The 15,741-nt window shown below is 69.0% G+C and carries 12 protein-coding genes and 1 riboswitch; of the genes, 10 read left to right on the top strand and 2 right to left on the bottom strand.

Annotated features, from left to right (window positions below; all coding sequences use genetic code 11):
• The first annotated feature begins 362 nt into the window (after window positions 1-362).
• The 4 genes from UCD39_RS04420 to UCD39_RS04405 all read left to right on the top strand — a co-directional run bounded on the left by UCD39_RS04420 (window position 363) and on the right by UCD39_RS04405 (window position 7,431).
• On the top strand, window positions 363-3,032 hold the full coding sequence (locus UCD39_RS04420; protein WP_330494873.1) for a TonB-dependent receptor: 2,670 nt from the start codon (window positions 363-365) through the stop codon (window positions 3,030-3,032).
• Between the two features lie 40 nt (window positions 3,033-3,072).
• Complete coding sequence (locus UCD39_RS04415; RefSeq protein ID WP_330494872.1) at window positions 3,073-3,585, top strand: RNA polymerase sigma factor; 513 nt, start codon at window positions 3,073-3,075, stop codon at window positions 3,583-3,585.
• Between the two features lie 28 nt (window positions 3,586-3,613).
• Window positions 3,614-4,540, top strand: a complete 927-nt coding sequence (locus UCD39_RS04410; RefSeq protein WP_330494871.1) for a FecR family protein — start codon at window positions 3,614-3,616, stop codon at window positions 4,538-4,540.
• A gap of 107 nt (window positions 4,541-4,647) precedes the next feature.
• Complete coding sequence (locus tag UCD39_RS04405; protein WP_330494870.1) at window positions 4,648-7,431, top strand: TonB-dependent receptor; 2,784 nt, start codon at window positions 4,648-4,650, stop codon at window positions 7,429-7,431.
• On the opposite strand, the gene pseG is transcribed toward UCD39_RS04405, so the two are convergent.
• A complete protein-coding gene (pseG, locus tag UCD39_RS04400; RefSeq protein ID WP_330494869.1) occupies window positions 7,414-8,520 on the bottom strand; it encodes a UDP-2,4-diacetamido-2,4,6-trideoxy-beta-L-altropyranose hydrolase in 1,107 nt (368 codons plus the stop codon). The genes UCD39_RS04405 and pseG overlap by 18 nt on opposite strands.
• A gap of 75 nt (window positions 8,521-8,595) precedes the next feature.
• On the opposite strand from pseG, the gene UCD39_RS04395 reads away from it, so the two are divergent.
• The 6 genes from UCD39_RS04395 (at window position 8,596) to UCD39_RS04370 (ending at window position 14,726) form a co-directional block, all read left to right on the top strand.
• Complete coding sequence (locus UCD39_RS04395; RefSeq protein WP_330494868.1) at window positions 8,596-9,678, top strand: 3-oxoacyl-ACP synthase III family protein; 1,083 nt, start codon at window positions 8,596-8,598, stop codon at window positions 9,676-9,678.
• A gap of 3 nt (window positions 9,679-9,681) precedes the next feature.
• Window positions 9,682-10,602, top strand: coding sequence for a heme-dependent oxidative N-demethylase family protein (locus UCD39_RS04390; protein WP_330494867.1), 921 nt, complete (start codon window positions 9,682-9,684; stop codon window positions 10,600-10,602).
• Window positions 10,603-10,696: 94 nt separating this feature from the next.
• A riboswitch (FMN riboswitch) is annotated at window positions 10,697-10,853 on the top strand.
• A 180-nt stretch (window positions 10,854-11,033) separates the two neighbouring features.
• Window positions 11,034-11,693, top strand: a complete 660-nt coding sequence (ribB, locus tag UCD39_RS04385; protein ID WP_442943593.1) for a 3,4-dihydroxy-2-butanone-4-phosphate synthase — start codon at window positions 11,034-11,036, stop codon at window positions 11,691-11,693.
• Between the two features lie 135 nt (window positions 11,694-11,828).
• Complete coding sequence (locus tag UCD39_RS04380; RefSeq protein ID WP_330494866.1) at window positions 11,829-12,293, top strand: nuclear transport factor 2 family protein; 465 nt, start codon at window positions 11,829-11,831, stop codon at window positions 12,291-12,293.
• A 4-nt stretch (window positions 12,294-12,297) separates the two neighbouring features.
• Window positions 12,298-12,885, top strand: a complete 588-nt coding sequence (locus UCD39_RS04375; RefSeq protein ID WP_330494865.1) for a TetR/AcrR family transcriptional regulator — start codon at window positions 12,298-12,300, stop codon at window positions 12,883-12,885.
• Between the two features lie 158 nt (window positions 12,886-13,043).
• Window positions 13,044-14,726, top strand: coding sequence for a methyl-accepting chemotaxis protein (locus UCD39_RS04370; RefSeq protein WP_330494864.1), 1,683 nt, complete (start codon window positions 13,044-13,046; stop codon window positions 14,724-14,726).
• A gap of 14 nt (window positions 14,727-14,740) precedes the next feature.
• On the opposite strand, the gene UCD39_RS04365 is transcribed toward UCD39_RS04370, so the two are convergent.
• Complete coding sequence (locus UCD39_RS04365) at window positions 14,741-15,703, bottom strand: rhamnan synthesis F family protein (RefSeq protein WP_330494863.1); 963 nt, start codon at window positions 15,701-15,703, stop codon at window positions 14,741-14,743.
• Window positions 15,704-15,741: the final 38 nt, after the last annotated feature.

Below are 15,741 nucleotides of genomic sequence, written 5' to 3'. Positions count from 1 at the left end.
GGTCCGCTGTTGCGAGCAGGGGGTTGACCATAGCGGCATCGGGACGACGCGGGTAGCGCTCAGGCCGGCAGCATCACCAGCGTATCGGCGCCGCGTCCGCGCCGCGAAATTTTTTTCAATTCCCCCTGTCCCCTTTTTGATCACGGCGCCCTCTTACCTAACGAGGGCGGTGGGATGCGCGGTGACGCAAAGTCGTTTAACAAATAAATAATAAATATCGCCGATAATTCGTAACAAATAACCGGCACAAAGGAAGATTTCCTCAGTCAATCTAACCGTGATTGGGGAAAATCATGCGCTATAATACCAAGAAAATTACCAAATGCCTCGGCGGATTACTGGCGTCCTGCGCCTTTGCCGTCATGGGATCTGCCTGTGCGGCCGATGATGCCGGCGGTGATCTGGATGAGATCGTCGTCACGGGCTATAAGCAGAGCATCGCCCGCGCGCTGGACTTGAAGCGCGACGCCATTGGCAGCCGGGAAAGCATCCTGGCCGACGACGTGGCCGCGTTCCCCGACCTCAACGTGGCCGAGGCGTTGCAGCGTGTGCCGGGCATCACCATCACCCGCGATGGCGGCGAGGGGCGGCAGGTTTCCATGCGCGGGCTGGGGCCCGACTTCACCCTGGTGAAGATCAACGGCATGGAAGCGCTGGGCACCACCCAGAGCATCGACGCCCGCGGTGGCACCAACCGCTCCCGCTCCTTCGACTTCAACCTGTTCGCCGCGGAACTGTTCAATCGGGTGGACGTGCTGAAATCCTCCTCCGCCCAGGATGAGGAGGGCGGTATCGCCGGCACCGTGGACCTGCGGACGCCCAAGCCTTTCGACTACAACAAGTTCACCTTCTCCACCGCTGCCAAGATGGCCTACGGCGAGAACTCGGGCGAGGTCGATCCCCGCGCGGCGCTGCTGATTTCCGACACCTTCGGCGATGGCAAGTACGGCGCCCTGTTCTCCGCCGCTTTCAGCCGGCGCAGCGTGGTGGAACAGGGCTACAGCACCGTACGCTGGGCCAGTGGCGGCTGGAACCTGAACAACGTCTCGTCCAGCGTGGACCCCGCCATCAAGGCGCGCTTGAACTCCACCGCGGCCAACGCCCTCTATTACCCGCGCTATTTCCGCTACGACGAATATGTGCAGGATCAGAAGCGCCTGGGCCTGACCGCCGCCTTCCAGGCGCGGCCGGCGGACTGGATCGACATGGATCTGGACCTGCTGTACGGCAAGCTGAAGACGGACCGCGAGGAATACAATTTCGACGCCTTCTCCTTCGCCACCTCTAATACAAATGGCGCCGGCACCGGCCTGCCGCAAACCATCGTCGACAGCCTGGCGGTGGACGGCAACAACAACATCGTCGCGGGCAGCTTCCGCAACGTCGACATCCGGTCCGACAACCAGTTGTACCAGGACACCACGGATTTCTACGCCGCCAGCCTCAAGACGCACCTGCGCCCCACGGATGCCCTGAAGGTGGATCTGTTCGGCGGCTATCAGGAGGCCGACTTCCATGATCGCCAGACCGGCACCTATTTCTGGTCGCCCAACACCAGCTTCAGCTTCGACCTGCGTGACAACGACCGTGTCGCCAAGCAAACCTATGGCGTGGGCCTGACCAACCCCGCCGACTGGCAGTTCTACCAGGCCCGTCTGCGCCGGCAGATGGTCGGGAACACCTTCGGCACCGGCCAGGTGGACGCGACCTACAGCCTGGGCGACGTGGACCTGAAGAGCGGCCTGGACTGGCGCCGTTTCAACTATGACAGCACCAGCAACTCCTATGACAGCATCACCAACCTGCTGGGCCGCAACCTGCGCGGCGTGTCCCTGACCGACAGCGCCCTGTCCGGCATCGTCACCACGGTGCCCTATAATTTCGGCACGGGGCTCGGCACCTCCGGCCTTCCCAGCCGCTGGATCGTGGCGGACCTGAACAAGGTTTCCAGCGCCCTGGGCCTGGACAAGGTGGCCGTTCCGGTCGGCACCGGCTTCCCCCAGGGGGTGCAGGAAACCACCAGGGCCGGCTATGTCCAGGCGGACTGGCGCAGCCAGTTGTTCGGCCTGCCCTTCACCGGCAATCTGGGTGTGCGCGTCGTGCGGACCGACACCGACTCCTATGACCGCGACCCATCCTTCCCGCCGGTGTCCTTCCATCGCGACTACACCGATGTGCTGCCCGCCATGAATCTGGTGCTGGAAACCAGCGCCGACACCCGCGTGCGTCTGGACGCCAACCGCAACGTCACGCGGCCGTCGCTGTCCTCGCTGGTCCCTGCCATCTCCAGCGTCAACACCTCGGGCAAGACCGTCACCTTCGGCAATCCCAACCTGGACCCGTATCGCGCCACCTCGGTCGACCTGTCGGCGGAATGGTACTTCGGCAAGCAGGGCATCGTGGCCGCCCAGCCCTTCTACAAGAAGATCGACAGCTTCATCGTCGATGGCGTCACCACCATGAAGTACAGCCAGTCAGGCCTCCCGGCGTCGCTGGTCCCGGCCGGTGACGGCGATGTCAGCTACACCTTCTACCAGCCGGTCAATGGCCAGGGCGCCAACGTCTATGGCGTGGAGCTGATGTACCAGCAGGGGCTGGACTTCCTGCCGGCGCCCTTCAACAACCTGGGATATCTGCTGAACTACACGTACGCCCACTCGCGCGCGGAGTACAAGCTGGCGTCGGGCGGCACCGGCATGTACGACCTGACGGGCCTGTCCCGCAATTCGGCCAACGCCACGCTGTATTACGAGACCGAGAAGTACGGCGGCCGCGCCTCGGTGAACTACCGGGACGGCTACCTGGCCTCCGTGCCCGGCGGCAATGGCAACGACGTGGCCGGCTATCACGGCTCCCTCAACCTGGATGTCAGCTTTTTTTACAACGTCACCGACAAGCTGAAGGTGACGCTGGAAGGGGTGAACCTGACCAACCAGGCTGAGAACGAGTACGTGGATTCCAAGGGTGACCGCGTCTATAGCTACACGCGCAGCGGGGCGCAGTACCTGCTGGGCGTGCGCTACAGCTACTGATCCGGCGGGCGCGCCGGAGTTGCCCATCGTGGCGGCGGAAATGGGGCCGACCCGTATGCTGAGTTTGGGGTATCCCGATATCGTGGCCGACCTGCTGGCGGGCAACCGCCGGCTGCTGGCCTTCATTCGCAACCGGATCCGCAATCCGGCCGAGGCGGACGATATTTACCAGGAAACCATGCTTCGCATGCTGGAACGGGTACGGGAGGGCGATGTCCGCCAGCCCGTCCCCTATGCCCTGCGCGTCGCTCACAGCGTCATCCTGGACCGGGTCGACTCCCCCGTCCAGGAACCGCTGGCGGACGACCTGCCGTGCGCGTCGCCGGCCCCGGACCAGGTGGTGTCGGGTCGCCAGCGGTTGGCGGCCCTGACAGCGGCCCTGCGCGCCCTGCCGCCCCAGCGTCGGGAGGTGGTGGTGCGCCGGCGCCTCAAGGGGCAAAGCCGGCAGGAGATCGCCCGCGCCATGGGCATCAGTGAGGAAACGGTGAAGAAGCATTTGACCCGGGCCCTGGCCCAACTGGCCGCCGTGATGGGCGAGGACGGCGCGGCATGACCAGCGGTTCCCCCCTCTGTCCCCCGGCGTGGCCCCTCCCAGTGAGGCCATGCTGGAGGCGGCGGCCGACTGGGTGTTGGCCGATGAACCCTGGACGCCGGCGCGGCAGGCGGCCTTCCTGGCCTGGCTGGCCGCCGATCCGGCCCACGCCCGGGCGACGGAACAGGTCCGCGCCTTGTGGCAGGATCCGGCCTTGGCCCAGGCACTGGCGGAGGTGGCGCCCGCCGCGGCCAACGATGACGTCCCACGGCCGTTTCTCGCCAGCCGGCGCCGGGCGCTGGCTGCGGGCGTCGCCGGGGTGGCCGCCTTGGCCGGTGCCGGCGCCTGGTTCCGCCAGTCGGCCAGGGACAGCGAATACGCGACCGCCATCGGACAACGGCGGGAGGTGGCGCTGGCCGATGGCGGCGCCCTGGTCCTGGATGCCGCCAGCCGGGTGACGGTGGGGACGGCGGGCCGGCGCCTGGATCTGCTCGCCGGCCAGGTGGCGGTGCGGGTGGCAGCGGCGGGCCAGCCCTTGCGCGCCCAGGCCCGGTCCTTGGCGGTGGAGGTGGCCGAGGGCGCTTTCATCCTGGATCGGTCGGCTGGCCAGGTCGACCTGACGGTCACGGCGGGCCGGGCGTCGGCCCGCGTCGACGACCGGCACCATGACCTGGCCGCGGGCGACCGGCTGGTGGTGGCCGCCGGTGGCGGCGTGGTCCGCGACCGGGTGGACCCGGGCGACGCCGATGCCTTCCGCCAGGGTTGGCTGGTGGTGCGCGACCAGCGGCTGGATGTGGTGGTGGCGCATCTGGCCCGCTATTCGCCCCGGTCGTTGGCGCTGGCGCGGCCCGACCTGGGCAAGCTGGCGGTCAGCGGCCGCTTCCGCCTGGATCAGCCGGCGGACAGCTTGCGGCTGATCGCGGGGCTCTACGGCTTGCGCTTGGGCGAAAGCGGCGACGGTTTGCGGCTGGGCTGACCTTTCGTCATCGGGCGGCAATGCCACGCCATTGTCATGCGCGGTCCCTATAGTGGGCCGCCCTCCGCCCCTGGCCCCGACGGGCGCCGGGCCCCGTCGCACCCCCCATGGCATTTCGTCACCCCTCCCTCACCGCCTGGGCCGTCCTTTTCCTGGTGCCGCTGGCCCCGGCCGGCGCCGCGCGGGCGGTCGCGCCCGACCGTGCCGTCTGGGATCTCCCGGCCGGTTCCGTGGAAACATCCCTGCGCCGCCTGGCCGAGCGGGCCGGCCTGCCCTTGGCGGTGCGACCGGATGACGTGGCCGGGCGCACGGCGGCGGCGATCACCGGCGCGGTCACGCTGGAAGAGGCGCTGCGCCGTCTGTGCGGGCCGCTGGCCCTGGACTGCCGCGTGGCCAGCGGCGGCATCCTGGTCAGCCGCGCCGCCCCGGCCGCTGCTGCTGCTGCCGTCTCGCCGCCGCCCTCGGTCCTGCCGGTGGAGCCGCTGGATGCGCCGGAGGTGATCGTCACGGGGCGGCGCGGGGTTCTGCCGCTGTCGCGGCTGGACCTCAGCTATTCCATCAGCGTCCAGTCCAACGCCACCCTGCGGGGCGTGTCCCTGTCCGACGGCGGCGCCGCCCTGCTGACGGCCATACCCGGGGTTTGGGCCGACACCTCGGCCGGCGTCGCCGCCAACACCATGCGGGTCCGGGGCATGCCCCTGGATGGGTACAACGGTGTCGCGGTGTTGGAGGATGGGCTGCCGGTGCAGCAGGACAGCAGCCTGCCCTGGGCCGACGTGGACCAGTATTTCCGGTTGGATGAGACGGTGGATCGTGTGGAGTATGTGCGTGGCGGCCCGTCCTCCGTCTTCGCCAGCAACGCCGTGGGCGGCACCTTGAACCTCATCACCCGCGCGCCGGCCCAACCGGCGCAGGTGGCGGCCCTCACCGTGTCGGACCGGGGCTTGCGCCGGTTCGACGGGTATGTCGGCGGCCCGCTGGGGAATGACGGGGCGGGGGACGCTGCGGCGGACGGCGGCTGGTCCGCGGCCCTGGGTGGCTACTGGTCGCGCAACGCGGGCGTGCGCGACCATGTCAGCGACCTGGATGGCGGGCAGGTCCGTCTCAGCCTGGCGCATGCCCTGCCCACCGGCACCCTGCGGTTCAACGTCCGGCGGCAGGACGACGCCACGTTCAACACCTCCTCCATGCCGCTGCTGTCCACGGCGGACGGTGTCACCGGCGTGCCCGGGTTCGATCCGCTGTACGGCAGCTGGTTCGGGCCCGACCTGCGGACCCTCACCCTGAAGGATGGCAACGGCAGCCGGCAGGTGCCGTTCGGCCATAACAACGTCAACCGGCTGACGGCCGGCACCATGCTGTGGGACCAGGATGTGGATGAGGACATCCGCTTGGCGGTGAAGGCGCGGCTGCGCCGATCCGACACTTGGCGCTATTCCATCGCCTCCAGCGGCGCGGCCCTGACGGCCGGCGACATGCTGGCCACGCTGTGGCCGCAGGTGGCCGCCGCCTACCCCGGGGCCGACAGGACCACCCTCAGGTATGCCAAGCCCCGGGCCGGTGACGGCCCCATGGCGCTGGACAGCCTGGTGGCGCGGGTGGCCCCGACCGAGGCCGACATCGGCATCAGCGAGGCCATCCTGGACGTGTCGCTCAGCGGCCGCCGGCTGCTATGGGGCCAAGCGCATGACCTGACCGCCGGGCTTTATGCCGCCGGCGATCGGATGGATTACCGCCGGCACATCGCCAGCGCGCTGGTCCAGGCGCGGAGCCAGGGGCGCCTGCTGGATGTGGTCGCGGTGGACGCCGCCGGGCGGGTTCTGGGCCAGGTCACGGATGGCGGCGTGCTGAACGAGAACGCCACCTATGAGCATACGGCCGGGGATACAGGGGCCCTGGCCCTGTACCTGGCCGACGAATGGCAACTGGCCCCGGACTGGCGCCTGGACGTGGGCGTTCGCCAGGAGCGGCAGGCCTTTTCCGGCGTGGTGGAAGGGGTGCAGACCGTGGATGTGGGCGATGCCGCGGCGCTGGCCGACAACGCGGTGGCCCAGGGCACGGGACAGTATCAGGGATTCGGCCGGCGGTATGACGCCACCGCCGCCTCCGCCGGCCTGTCGTGGCGGGCGGCGGAGGATACCGGCCTGTTCCTGCGGGGAACCCGCACCTTCCGCGACCCCGGGATCGGCAGTTTCCGCAACACCCTGGCGCCCGACGGCCTGGTCGTGCAGCGGGTCAGCCAGGCCGAACTGGGCGTCAGCCATGAGACGGTGGCGACGGCGGCCTACGCCACCCTGTTCTGGAATGACTTCGACAACATTTCCTTCGGTGATCAGTATACGGACGCCTTCGGCGCCCTGGTGCGCCGAAGGCTGAACGCCCAGGCCCGCACCGTGGGGGTCGAGTTGGAGGGGAGCTGGCGGCCGCTGGAACCGCTGTCCATCTCCGCCACCGCGACCTTGCAGGACCCCCGCTTCGCCCATTACGTCTTCCATGACACCCTGGACGATGGCGGCCAGGCCATCCGCAGTTTCGATGGCAACCTGCCCCGGCGCATCCCCCGGGTGATGACCAGCCTGCGGCCCCAGCTGACCCTGGCCGACGGCGCCGTGTCGCTTGAGGCGGACTGGCGCTTCCTGGGCCGCCGCTATGGCGATGACGCCAACACCCTGGCGCTGCCGGCCGTCCACCTGCTGGGCGCCACGCTGACCCTGCGTCCCCGTGACGGTGTCGAGGTGATCGTGCGCGGCAGCAATCTGACCAACGCCCTGGCCATCATGCAGGGCGATGCCAACGCGGGCGAGATCGTGGCCAGCCGCAACGGCGGCCTGGTCACCGCCCGGGCCTTGCCCGGCCGGGCGGTCGAGGTGACGCTACGCCTGTCCCGCTGACGCCTGCGCCATATCCAGCAAGGCCTGGGCGATCCGCACGGCGCCCCTTCCATCGACACTTTGCCCATCGGCAATGCGGTGGCTCAGGGCCGCACGGGTGTCGGTATCGTCCCACAGCGCCAGGGTGGCTGCGGTGATGCGATCGGCCGCCTCCGCCTTGTCCATGCCGCGCGCGTCGATGACTCGGGCCTTGGCCGAAGCCGCCACGGCGCCGGCGCTGCTGGCCTGATTGTCCGCCACCACCACCAGCAGGGTGGGCACCGCCAGGCAGGCCAGTTCCCCCAGCGTGCCGCCGGCGGCGGATAGGGCCAGGCCGGCGTCGCGCATCAAGTCCGCCATGCGCGGCGTTTCCACATGCACCACTGTGTTGGGGAAACGCTCCCCGGCCGTGCGGATGCAATCGGTGTTGGGGTTGCTGCCCCCCACCACCACGTCCAGGCCCACGCCCTCGGGCAGGGCCGGGGCCAGGCGCTTCAGACACGGCAGGGTCAGCCCCGCCGGGTCGGTGCCGCCGAAGGTCAGCAGCAGGCGGCTGCGCTGCTCCAAGGGCGGCAGGGCCTGGCCGCGCGCCCGGCGGAACTCCGCCCGCAGCGGGGCGTAGGCAGGGCCCAGCGCCAGCACGGCATCCGGGTTCGCGGCGCGATAGGCCGCCTGGTCCACCGCGGCCCCCGGGTTCACGATCAGGCCGGCGTGCAGGGGACGGGTACCCGGCCCGTCATCGAAGGCCATGACCGGCACGCGCTGGGTCGCCATGAGGGCCGCCAACCTGGCCCGATAGGCGTCGGTGAAATGATAGCCGTCCAGAATGAGGGCGCGGGCGCCCCGGTGAGCCATCTCCCCCGCCAGGCCGGCGAGATCCTCGGGCCCGCTCGCCGGCCCCGGCAGCAGGACCACGGCGAAACCGGCGGCATCCAGCCGCCGCGCCAGGGCCTGCGGCAGGTCCACGGCGGCGAACAGGGGCGTCGCCCCCCGCTCAGCCAGGGCCTCCGCCACCGACAGGCAGCGCATGACATGGCCGGTGCCCATGGACGCGGTGGCGTCGGCGCGGATCAGGACGGTGGGGCCGGCGGGTGGGGAAGGCGCGATCAACAGAGGGCCTTTGGCATCGGGGCGGGAATGGCCATACTATAGCAGCTCAGGACACTTCTCTCAGGGCGGGTTGCGGTGAAGGCCATCGTCGAAGGCGTGCGGATCAAGGGCTTCCGGGCCGTGGTGCCGAAAGAACGGCATTCCTATCTGGAAGACCACACCCTGTTCACCGAGGAAGAGGCGCGCAAGCTGCACGCCACCATTGGCGTGGCGGAACGGCGCCTGCTGCCCCGGCCCTACATGGCATCCGACATGTGCGTGGCGGCGGCCGAGGGCCTGTTGCGGCAACTGGACTGGGACCCGGCCTCCGTCGACCTGCTGATCTTCGTCAGCCAGGACGCGGACTACGTCCTGCCCGTCACCGCCGCTGTCATCCAGCGCCGCTTGGGCCTGCCCACCACCGCCGCGGCCTTCGACGTGCCGCTGGGCTGTTCCGGTTTCGCCTACGGCACCTGGATGGCGTCGCGGTTGCTGGGCGGCAGCACGGCCCGGCGCGCCTTGGTGCTGGCCGGCGACAACTCCGCCCGCTGGCTGCGGCCCGATGACCGCGCCACCCTGCCCCTGTTCGGCGACGCCGGCAGCGCCACGGCGCTGGAGGTGGATGCAGACGCGCCGCCCATCCATGCCATCCTGGGCACGGACGGCAGCGGGGCCAAGCACATCTTCGTGAAGGCCGGCGGCAAGCGCGACTGCCTGATCCCCGGCGAGGAGCCCTGGTCGGAGGAGGAGCACAAGCGCCTCTACCGCGACGCCCGCCTGCACCTGAACGGGGCGGAGGTCTTCACCTTCACCCTGCGCGCCGTACCGCCGCTGCTGCGCGAGGCGATGGAGCATGCCGGCGTGACCCTGGACGACATCGACATGATTGTCCCGCATCAGGCCAACCGCATGATGCTGGACCATATCCGCAAAAAGATCGGGGCGTCGCCGGAACGCTTTCTCATCGATATGGAAAAGTTCGGCAACACCAGCTCCGCCTCGGTGCCCCTGGCCATCTGCCACCGGCTGGGGCCCATGCTGGCGGAAGGTCCGAAAAAGCTGCTCATGGCCGGCTTCGGCGTCGGCTGGTCCTGGGGCACCCTGGTGGCGGAGGTCGGCCCCATCGCCGAGCCGACGCTGGCCGAACTGCCTGAGGATTTCGCGCCCCTGGAAGTGTAAGGCGTGGCCGCCTGGACCCTGCCGCCGGAACAACCGTGCTGGCCGTTCGACGGCGGTGACTGGCGCATGGCCATGGGCCTCATGGCCCTGAACCCCGCCCGTTGGCTGATGGTGGATGACAGCTGTCCCGCCCTGCTGGCGGAGCGGCGGGCGTTGCTGGCCCAGCGGCACGGGGCGGTGACCGGCTTCCTGCCGGGCAGCCACGATGCCCAGGCAGAAGTGCTGGCATTGATGGCGGACCATCTGCCCCGGCATTTCCCCGGCGCCTATGTCCGCGAGGGCCGCCGCCTCACCTGCCGCCTGACGGGGGAGGTGTGGGACCTGGATGCGGCCGGCCCCAATCCATTGGAGGTCGCCGGCCGGCTGGTGGCGGAGGATCTATGCCTGCTGCTGCCCGATGCCGCCGGGCTGCCGGTCCTGGCCGCCGCCGTGCTGTGCTTCCCCAACCGCTGGCGGCTGCGGGAGAAGCTGGGGCGCCCCATGGCCGGCATCCACGCGCCCGTGGCCCTGTATGGTGAGAAGCTGGGCCGGCCGGTGGACCGCTTCCTGGAAACCCTGGCGCCGGACCGGCCGGTATGGCGTATGAACTGGGGCCTCAACGACGACCCCGCCCTGTTCCAGCCGGAAGAGGTGGCGCACACCGCCGCCGATGCCGCCCTCACGCCGGAGAACGCGGGGCACCGTCTGTTCCTGCGCATCGAGCGCCAGACCCTGCGTCGCCTGCCCGCCACCGGCGCCATCCTGTTCACCATCCGCACCTATCAGCGCGCCTTGGGCGACCTGACCGGCGAAGAGGCGGCCCAACTCGCCCATGTGCTGCGCACGGTGCCGAAGCCGGTGGCCCGCTATAAGGGCCTGCCGCGCACCGCCGGTCCCGCCCTTGGCTTCCTGGACCGCAGGGTGTACGCGCCCAGCACATCATGAGGCTTATGAGGAAATTCAAACCATCCCCCGGTTGACAGGGCGGGCGCATGGTTGTCCTATCAACCTGTCATCCGGCGCCGCCGGATGGCGATACGCTTGTTCTCAGGGCAGGGTGAAAACCCCGACCGGCGGTATCCCCTCCTGATGGAGGGGGAGCCCGCGAGCGCCCGGGGGCGGTAACGCCCACGGGGTCAGCAGACCCGGTGAAACGCCGGGGCCGACGGTTACAGTCCGGATGGAAGAGGATGAGCCGGCCCGCGGCGCGCGGGCGCGACCCCCCTTTGGGCTTTGCCGGGCCCGGGAAGGGGCGCGCGCACGCGCATGGTGGCCTGCCCCGGGGGGACACGCCGTCCGCCCACGATCTCTTTTTGCCCTGATTCAGGCTCGCCCGATTGTCGAACGGAGTGAGGCCCTTGAGTCAGATTTCCCAAATACCCGCCCATGACGATGATCTGCTGTCCCGTTTCGGCGATGCCGAAACCCGGGTGGCCCGCGCCGTGGCCGCCATCCAGGCGGGCCAGGGCGTCATCGTCGTCGACGATGCCGACCGTGAGAACGAAGGCGACGTCATCTACGCCGCCGACAGCCTGACGGTGGCACAGATGGCCCTGCTGATCCGCGACTGCAGCGGCATCGTCTGCCTGGTGTTGACTGACGAACGCGCCCGCGCGCTGGACCTGCCGCCCATGGTGGGGGCAAACTCCTCGCGCTACGGCACCGCCTTCACCGTCAGCATCGAGGCAAAGACCGGCGTCACCACCGGCGTTTCGGCCGCCGACCGCGTCACCACCATCCGCACGGCCATCGCCGCCGGCGCCAAGCCCGATGACCTGGCCCGTCCCGGCCACGTCTTTCCCCTGCGCGCCCATCCGGGTGGGCTGGCGGCCCGCCGGGGCCATACCGAGGCCACCATCGACCTGATGCGCCGCGCCGGCCGCGCGCCTGCCGGCGTGCTGTGCGAGGTGATGTTGCCGAACGGCGACATGGCCCGCCTGCCGGACCTGGTGGTCTATGCCGAAACCCACGGCATGCCCCTGGTCAGCATCGAGGATCTGGTCGCGGTGGCGGTTCCCCAGCGCGCCGTCGCCTGAGGATCGGCGCCTGCCAAAAGAGGACGGGACGAAAAAGACCTCTTGCCACGGGACCGACGGCGTTGTACCAATTGGTCAACGACGTACCGATCGGTACAACGTTGTTCGTCCAAACCCTGATCATTGGAGGTTCCCATGTCCCGTCCGCCTTTACCCCCCTACACACTTGATACTGCCATCCAGAAGGTCCGCGCCGCCGAGGATGGCTGGAACAGTCGCGACCCCGGCAAGGTGGCTCAGGCCTATACGGTCGATAGCCGCTGGCGCAACCGGGCGGAGTTCGTCACCGGCCGCCCGGCGATCGAGGCGTTTCTGGCCCGCAAGTGGGCCAAGGAACTGGACTACCGCCTGATCAAGGAAATCTGGGCATACACGGAAAACCGCATCGCCGTACGCTTCGCGTACGAATACCGTGACGACAGCGGCAACTGGTTCCGCGCCTATGGCAACGAGAATTGGGAGTTTGACGCCGACGGGCTGATGCGGGCGCGCCACGCCAGCATCAACGAGCATCCGATCAAGGAGTCGGAGCGCAAGTTCCATTGGCCGCTGGGCCGCCGCCCCGATGACCATCCCGGTCTCAGCGATCTGGGGCTGTGACAGCATGGCGCGTACGCTTGCCGACCGCCAGGACGTGATTCCCGTCCTGGCGGAAGTCTTCCGCGATCATGGCTTCGAGGGTGCCAGCCTTTCCGCCATTACGGCCCGCACCGGCCTTGGCAAGGGCAGCCTTTACAACTTCTTCCCTGGCGGTAAGGCCGAGATGGCGGAGGCGGTGCTGGCCCACATCGACGACTGGTTCCGCACCCACGTCTTCGACCCGCTGGAGACGGAGGGCGGCGGCTTGGCGGCGGTGGAGGCCATGTTCCAGGCCACGGACGCCTATTTCCGGTCAGGCCAGCGGGTGTGCGTCGTGGGCGTCTTCGCCCTGGGCGACGCCCGGGACCTGTTCGCCGAGCAGGTGCATGGCTATTTCGCCGCCTGGGTCCAGGCCCTGGCGGGCGCCCTGGTGCGGGCGGGCGGCGACCCTAACCAGGCGCAGGCCGATGCGGAGGAGGTGGTGGCCGGCATCCAAGGCGCCCTGGTGCTGTCACGGGCATTGAACGACAACGGCGTCTTCACCCGCACCCTGGCGCGGCTGCGCCGGGTGGTGTCCAGCCCTCAGCCCGCTGTGACCGATCAACTGGATTAGCCGTTCGGGGGAACGAGGGCCGCCGGGCTAATCCGATGTGACATAGCGTCACTATCTATCGGAGGGGATACCACATTTGTACAAAACCAAGGTCGTGTGGCTTCGAATGTAACTTATTGACGTAATCCTTGGGTACAAATCACCCCGTGGAGCGCGTCATGACCTTCCTGAGCAATCTTCGCATCTTGGGGAAGCTGGCGGTCGCCTTTTCCCTCGTGCTGGTCGTTTCCTTCGCGGTCAGCGGCCTGACATACGCCCGCGTGTCCTTCATCCAGGACAGCAGCCGGTGGACGACCCACAGTTACAAGGTGCTGGACGCTGTCGATGCGGCGCTTGCCGCCCTGGTCGACCAGGAAACCGGCCTGCGTGGGTATCTGGTGTCGGCCGATGAGGCGGTGCTGGCCCCCTACAAGACCGGGGCCGACGCCTACGGTCGGGCGATGACCGAAGCGCGCACCCTGACGGCGGATAACCCGGCCCAGCAGCGGCGCCTGGATGAGATCGACCGTCTGGCCGGGGCCTGGCGCCACCAGTACGCTGAAAAGCTCGTGGCGCTGATGAAGACGGATCAGCGGGATCAGGCGCGTACGGTGGAATCGGTGAACGGCGGGAAGGCGCAGATGGACGCCATCCGCGCCAAGGTGGCCGAGATCACCACGGCCGAGCGGGGCCTGTTGGACCAGCGGCACGATGAGCAGCAGTCCGCGTTCCACACCACCTATTGGACCACCATCCTGGGCGGCATCGCCGCGGTGGTGGTCGCCATCCTGGCGGCGCTGATGCTGTCGGGCGCCATCGCGGCCCCCATCGCCGCCTTGACCGACCGCATGCGCCGCCTGGCGGAGGGCGACCGGGGCATCACGATCGACGGTCTGGGACGCCGGGACGAGGTCGGCGCCATGGCCCGCGCCTTGGAGGTGTTCAAGCAGAACGCCATCGAGGCCGATCGGCTGGCGGCCGAACAGCGGCAGGCGGAAGAGGCCAAGTTGCGCCGCGCCCAGGCGGTGGACCGTCTGGTCCAGGGTTTCGACGGCGCTGTCGCCGGCATCCTCGAGGCGGTCAGCGGCGCCGCCACCCAGTTGGATTCGACGGCGCAGAGCATGGCCGACGTGGCGGAGCGGACCAAGGCCCAGGCCACCGCCACGGCGGCGGCGGCGGAACAGACCTCGGCCAATGTGCAGACCGTCGCCTCGGCGGCGGAGGAGATGACCAGCTCCATTCAGGAGATCAGCCGCCAGGCGGCCCGGTCCAGCACCGTGGCGTCAGAGGCGGCGCAGGCGGCGGCCCAGTCTGACGCCCTGGTCCAGGGGCTGGCGGACGCGGCGCAGCGTATCGGCACGGTGGTGGAGCTGATCCAGGCCATCGCCGGCCAAACCAACCTGCTGGCCCTGAACGCCACCATCGAGGCGGCGCGCGCGGGTGACGCCGGCAAGGGCTTTGCTGTCGTGGCCAGCGAGGTCAAGGGCCTGGCCAACCAGACCCCCCGTGCCACCGAGGATATCGCCCGCCAGATTCAGGAGATGCAGGCGGCCACCGGCGGCGTCGTGGCCGCCATCCAGGGCATCAGCGGCACCATCGAGGAGGTCAACGGCATCTCGGCCACCATTTCGGCGGCGGTGGAGGAACAGAACGCCACCACGCTGGAAATCGCCCGCAACGTCACCCAGGCGGCGCAGGGCACGGAGGAGGTGTCGTCCAACATCGCCCGGGTGACCGGGGCCGCGGGCGAGACCGGCACCGCCGCCTCCCAGGTGTTGGCGGCCGCCCGCTCCCTGGGCAGCCAGTCGAACGCCCTGCGGTCCGAGGTGGTGCGTTTCCTGGCGGAAATACGAGCGGCCTAATTAGGACACCGCCGTCATCCCGCCGCCCGCACCCGTCGGGCGGCGGCGAAGACCGGCACCCCCAGGACGCGGATGTAACACCACCACCAGCGCAGGTCGCGGCTGTACTTGCTGCGCCTGTACGTGCCGGGCAGGGACGCCAGGCGCGTACGTTCCTGACGCCAGGGCAGGTCATGGATGGGCGGGTGGGCGGTGCCGCACAGGCGCGCCACATGCGCCTCGATCAGGGCCACGGGATAGAACTGGGCCATGCGGTCCAGACGCTCGCGCAGGCGGGCGACACGCTGCTGGTTCTGGCTGAACACCGCCGCCTTCACCAGGGGCATGCGGTGAACCTCCAGGCAGTCGTCGAAATAGACGTCGGAATAGAGTTCCTTGGCGACGAAGGGCTGGGGAAGATAGCGGCCGGGCCGAAAGCCCAGGGCCATGAGCCGCTGGCTGAGGCCGAATTCGTAGGCGCGGCAGACGGCCGTCTTGTCGGGCTGCCGCGTCACCTCTTGCCAGAAGCGGGTGAACTCCGCATGGCGGGTCACGGCCGGGCGGAAAACCAGGAAATTGCTGGTGAGATAGCGGATGTCGCCATCCACCAGCCCATCGGTCAGGCCCCAGAAATCGCACTCCCGCTCCGCCATGGCCTCGAACACCGGGGCGAAGGGGAAGACAGGGCCATAGCAGCTGTCGTTGGCGACGATGACCTCGTCATAGAGGGCGAGGTCGCCGCCCAGCGCCTCGAAGCCCAGCTTCCAACTGCCGAAATCATAGGCGCCATGGCGACCGGCATGAATCAGTTCCGCCAAGGTGCCCAGCCGTTCCGCCTGGCCCTCCATCAAGGCGCCGTCGGACACGAACAGGATGCGCTCCGCCACCTCGCGCAGGCCGCGCAGGTAGTAGAGGACATGGTCGTCGATTTGCCCATCGCGGTCGAAATGGGCGAACAACACCACCCGACGGGTGGATTGGGGGAGGGGATCGGTCATGGTCATCGTGGGGGCCTTTGCCCTGGAACGGAGCTGCC

It is taken from the genome of Nitrospirillum karajorum, from assembly GCF_036348415.1.
In the GTDB taxonomy this organism is placed as follows: Bacteria; Pseudomonadota; Alphaproteobacteria; order Azospirillales; family Azospirillaceae; genus Nitrospirillum; species Nitrospirillum amazonense_B.
The sequence above is the reverse complement of the archived record's forward strand: the minus strand, read 5'-3'. Positions and strand labels throughout refer to the sequence as shown.

What these genes read in the sequence shown, in the direction of transcription:
- UCD39_RS04380 (WP_330494866.1), top strand. Translation starts at nt 11,829, where the DNA reads ATGTCCCGTCCGCCTTTACCCCCCTACACACTTGATACTGCCATCCAG.
- UCD39_RS04370 (WP_330494864.1), top strand. Translation starts at nt 13,044, where the DNA reads ATGACCTTCCTGAGCAATCTTCGCATCTTGGGGAAGCTGGCGGTCGCC.
- UCD39_RS04405 (WP_330494870.1), top strand. Translation starts at nt 4,648, where the DNA reads ATGGCATTTCGTCACCCCTCCCTCACCGCCTGGGCCGTCCTTTTCCTG.
- UCD39_RS04365 (WP_330494863.1), bottom strand. Translation starts at nt 15,703, where the DNA reads ATGACCGATCCCCTCCCCCAATCCACCCGTCGGGTGGTGTTGTTCGCC.
- UCD39_RS04415 (WP_330494872.1), top strand. Translation starts at nt 3,073, where the DNA reads ATGGGGCCGACCCGTATGCTGAGTTTGGGGTATCCCGATATCGTGGCC.
- UCD39_RS04420 (WP_330494873.1), top strand. Translation starts at nt 363, where the DNA reads ATGGGATCTGCCTGTGCGGCCGATGATGCCGGCGGTGATCTGGATGAG.
- UCD39_RS04375 (WP_330494865.1), top strand. Translation starts at nt 12,298, where the DNA reads ATGGCGCGTACGCTTGCCGACCGCCAGGACGTGATTCCCGTCCTGGCG.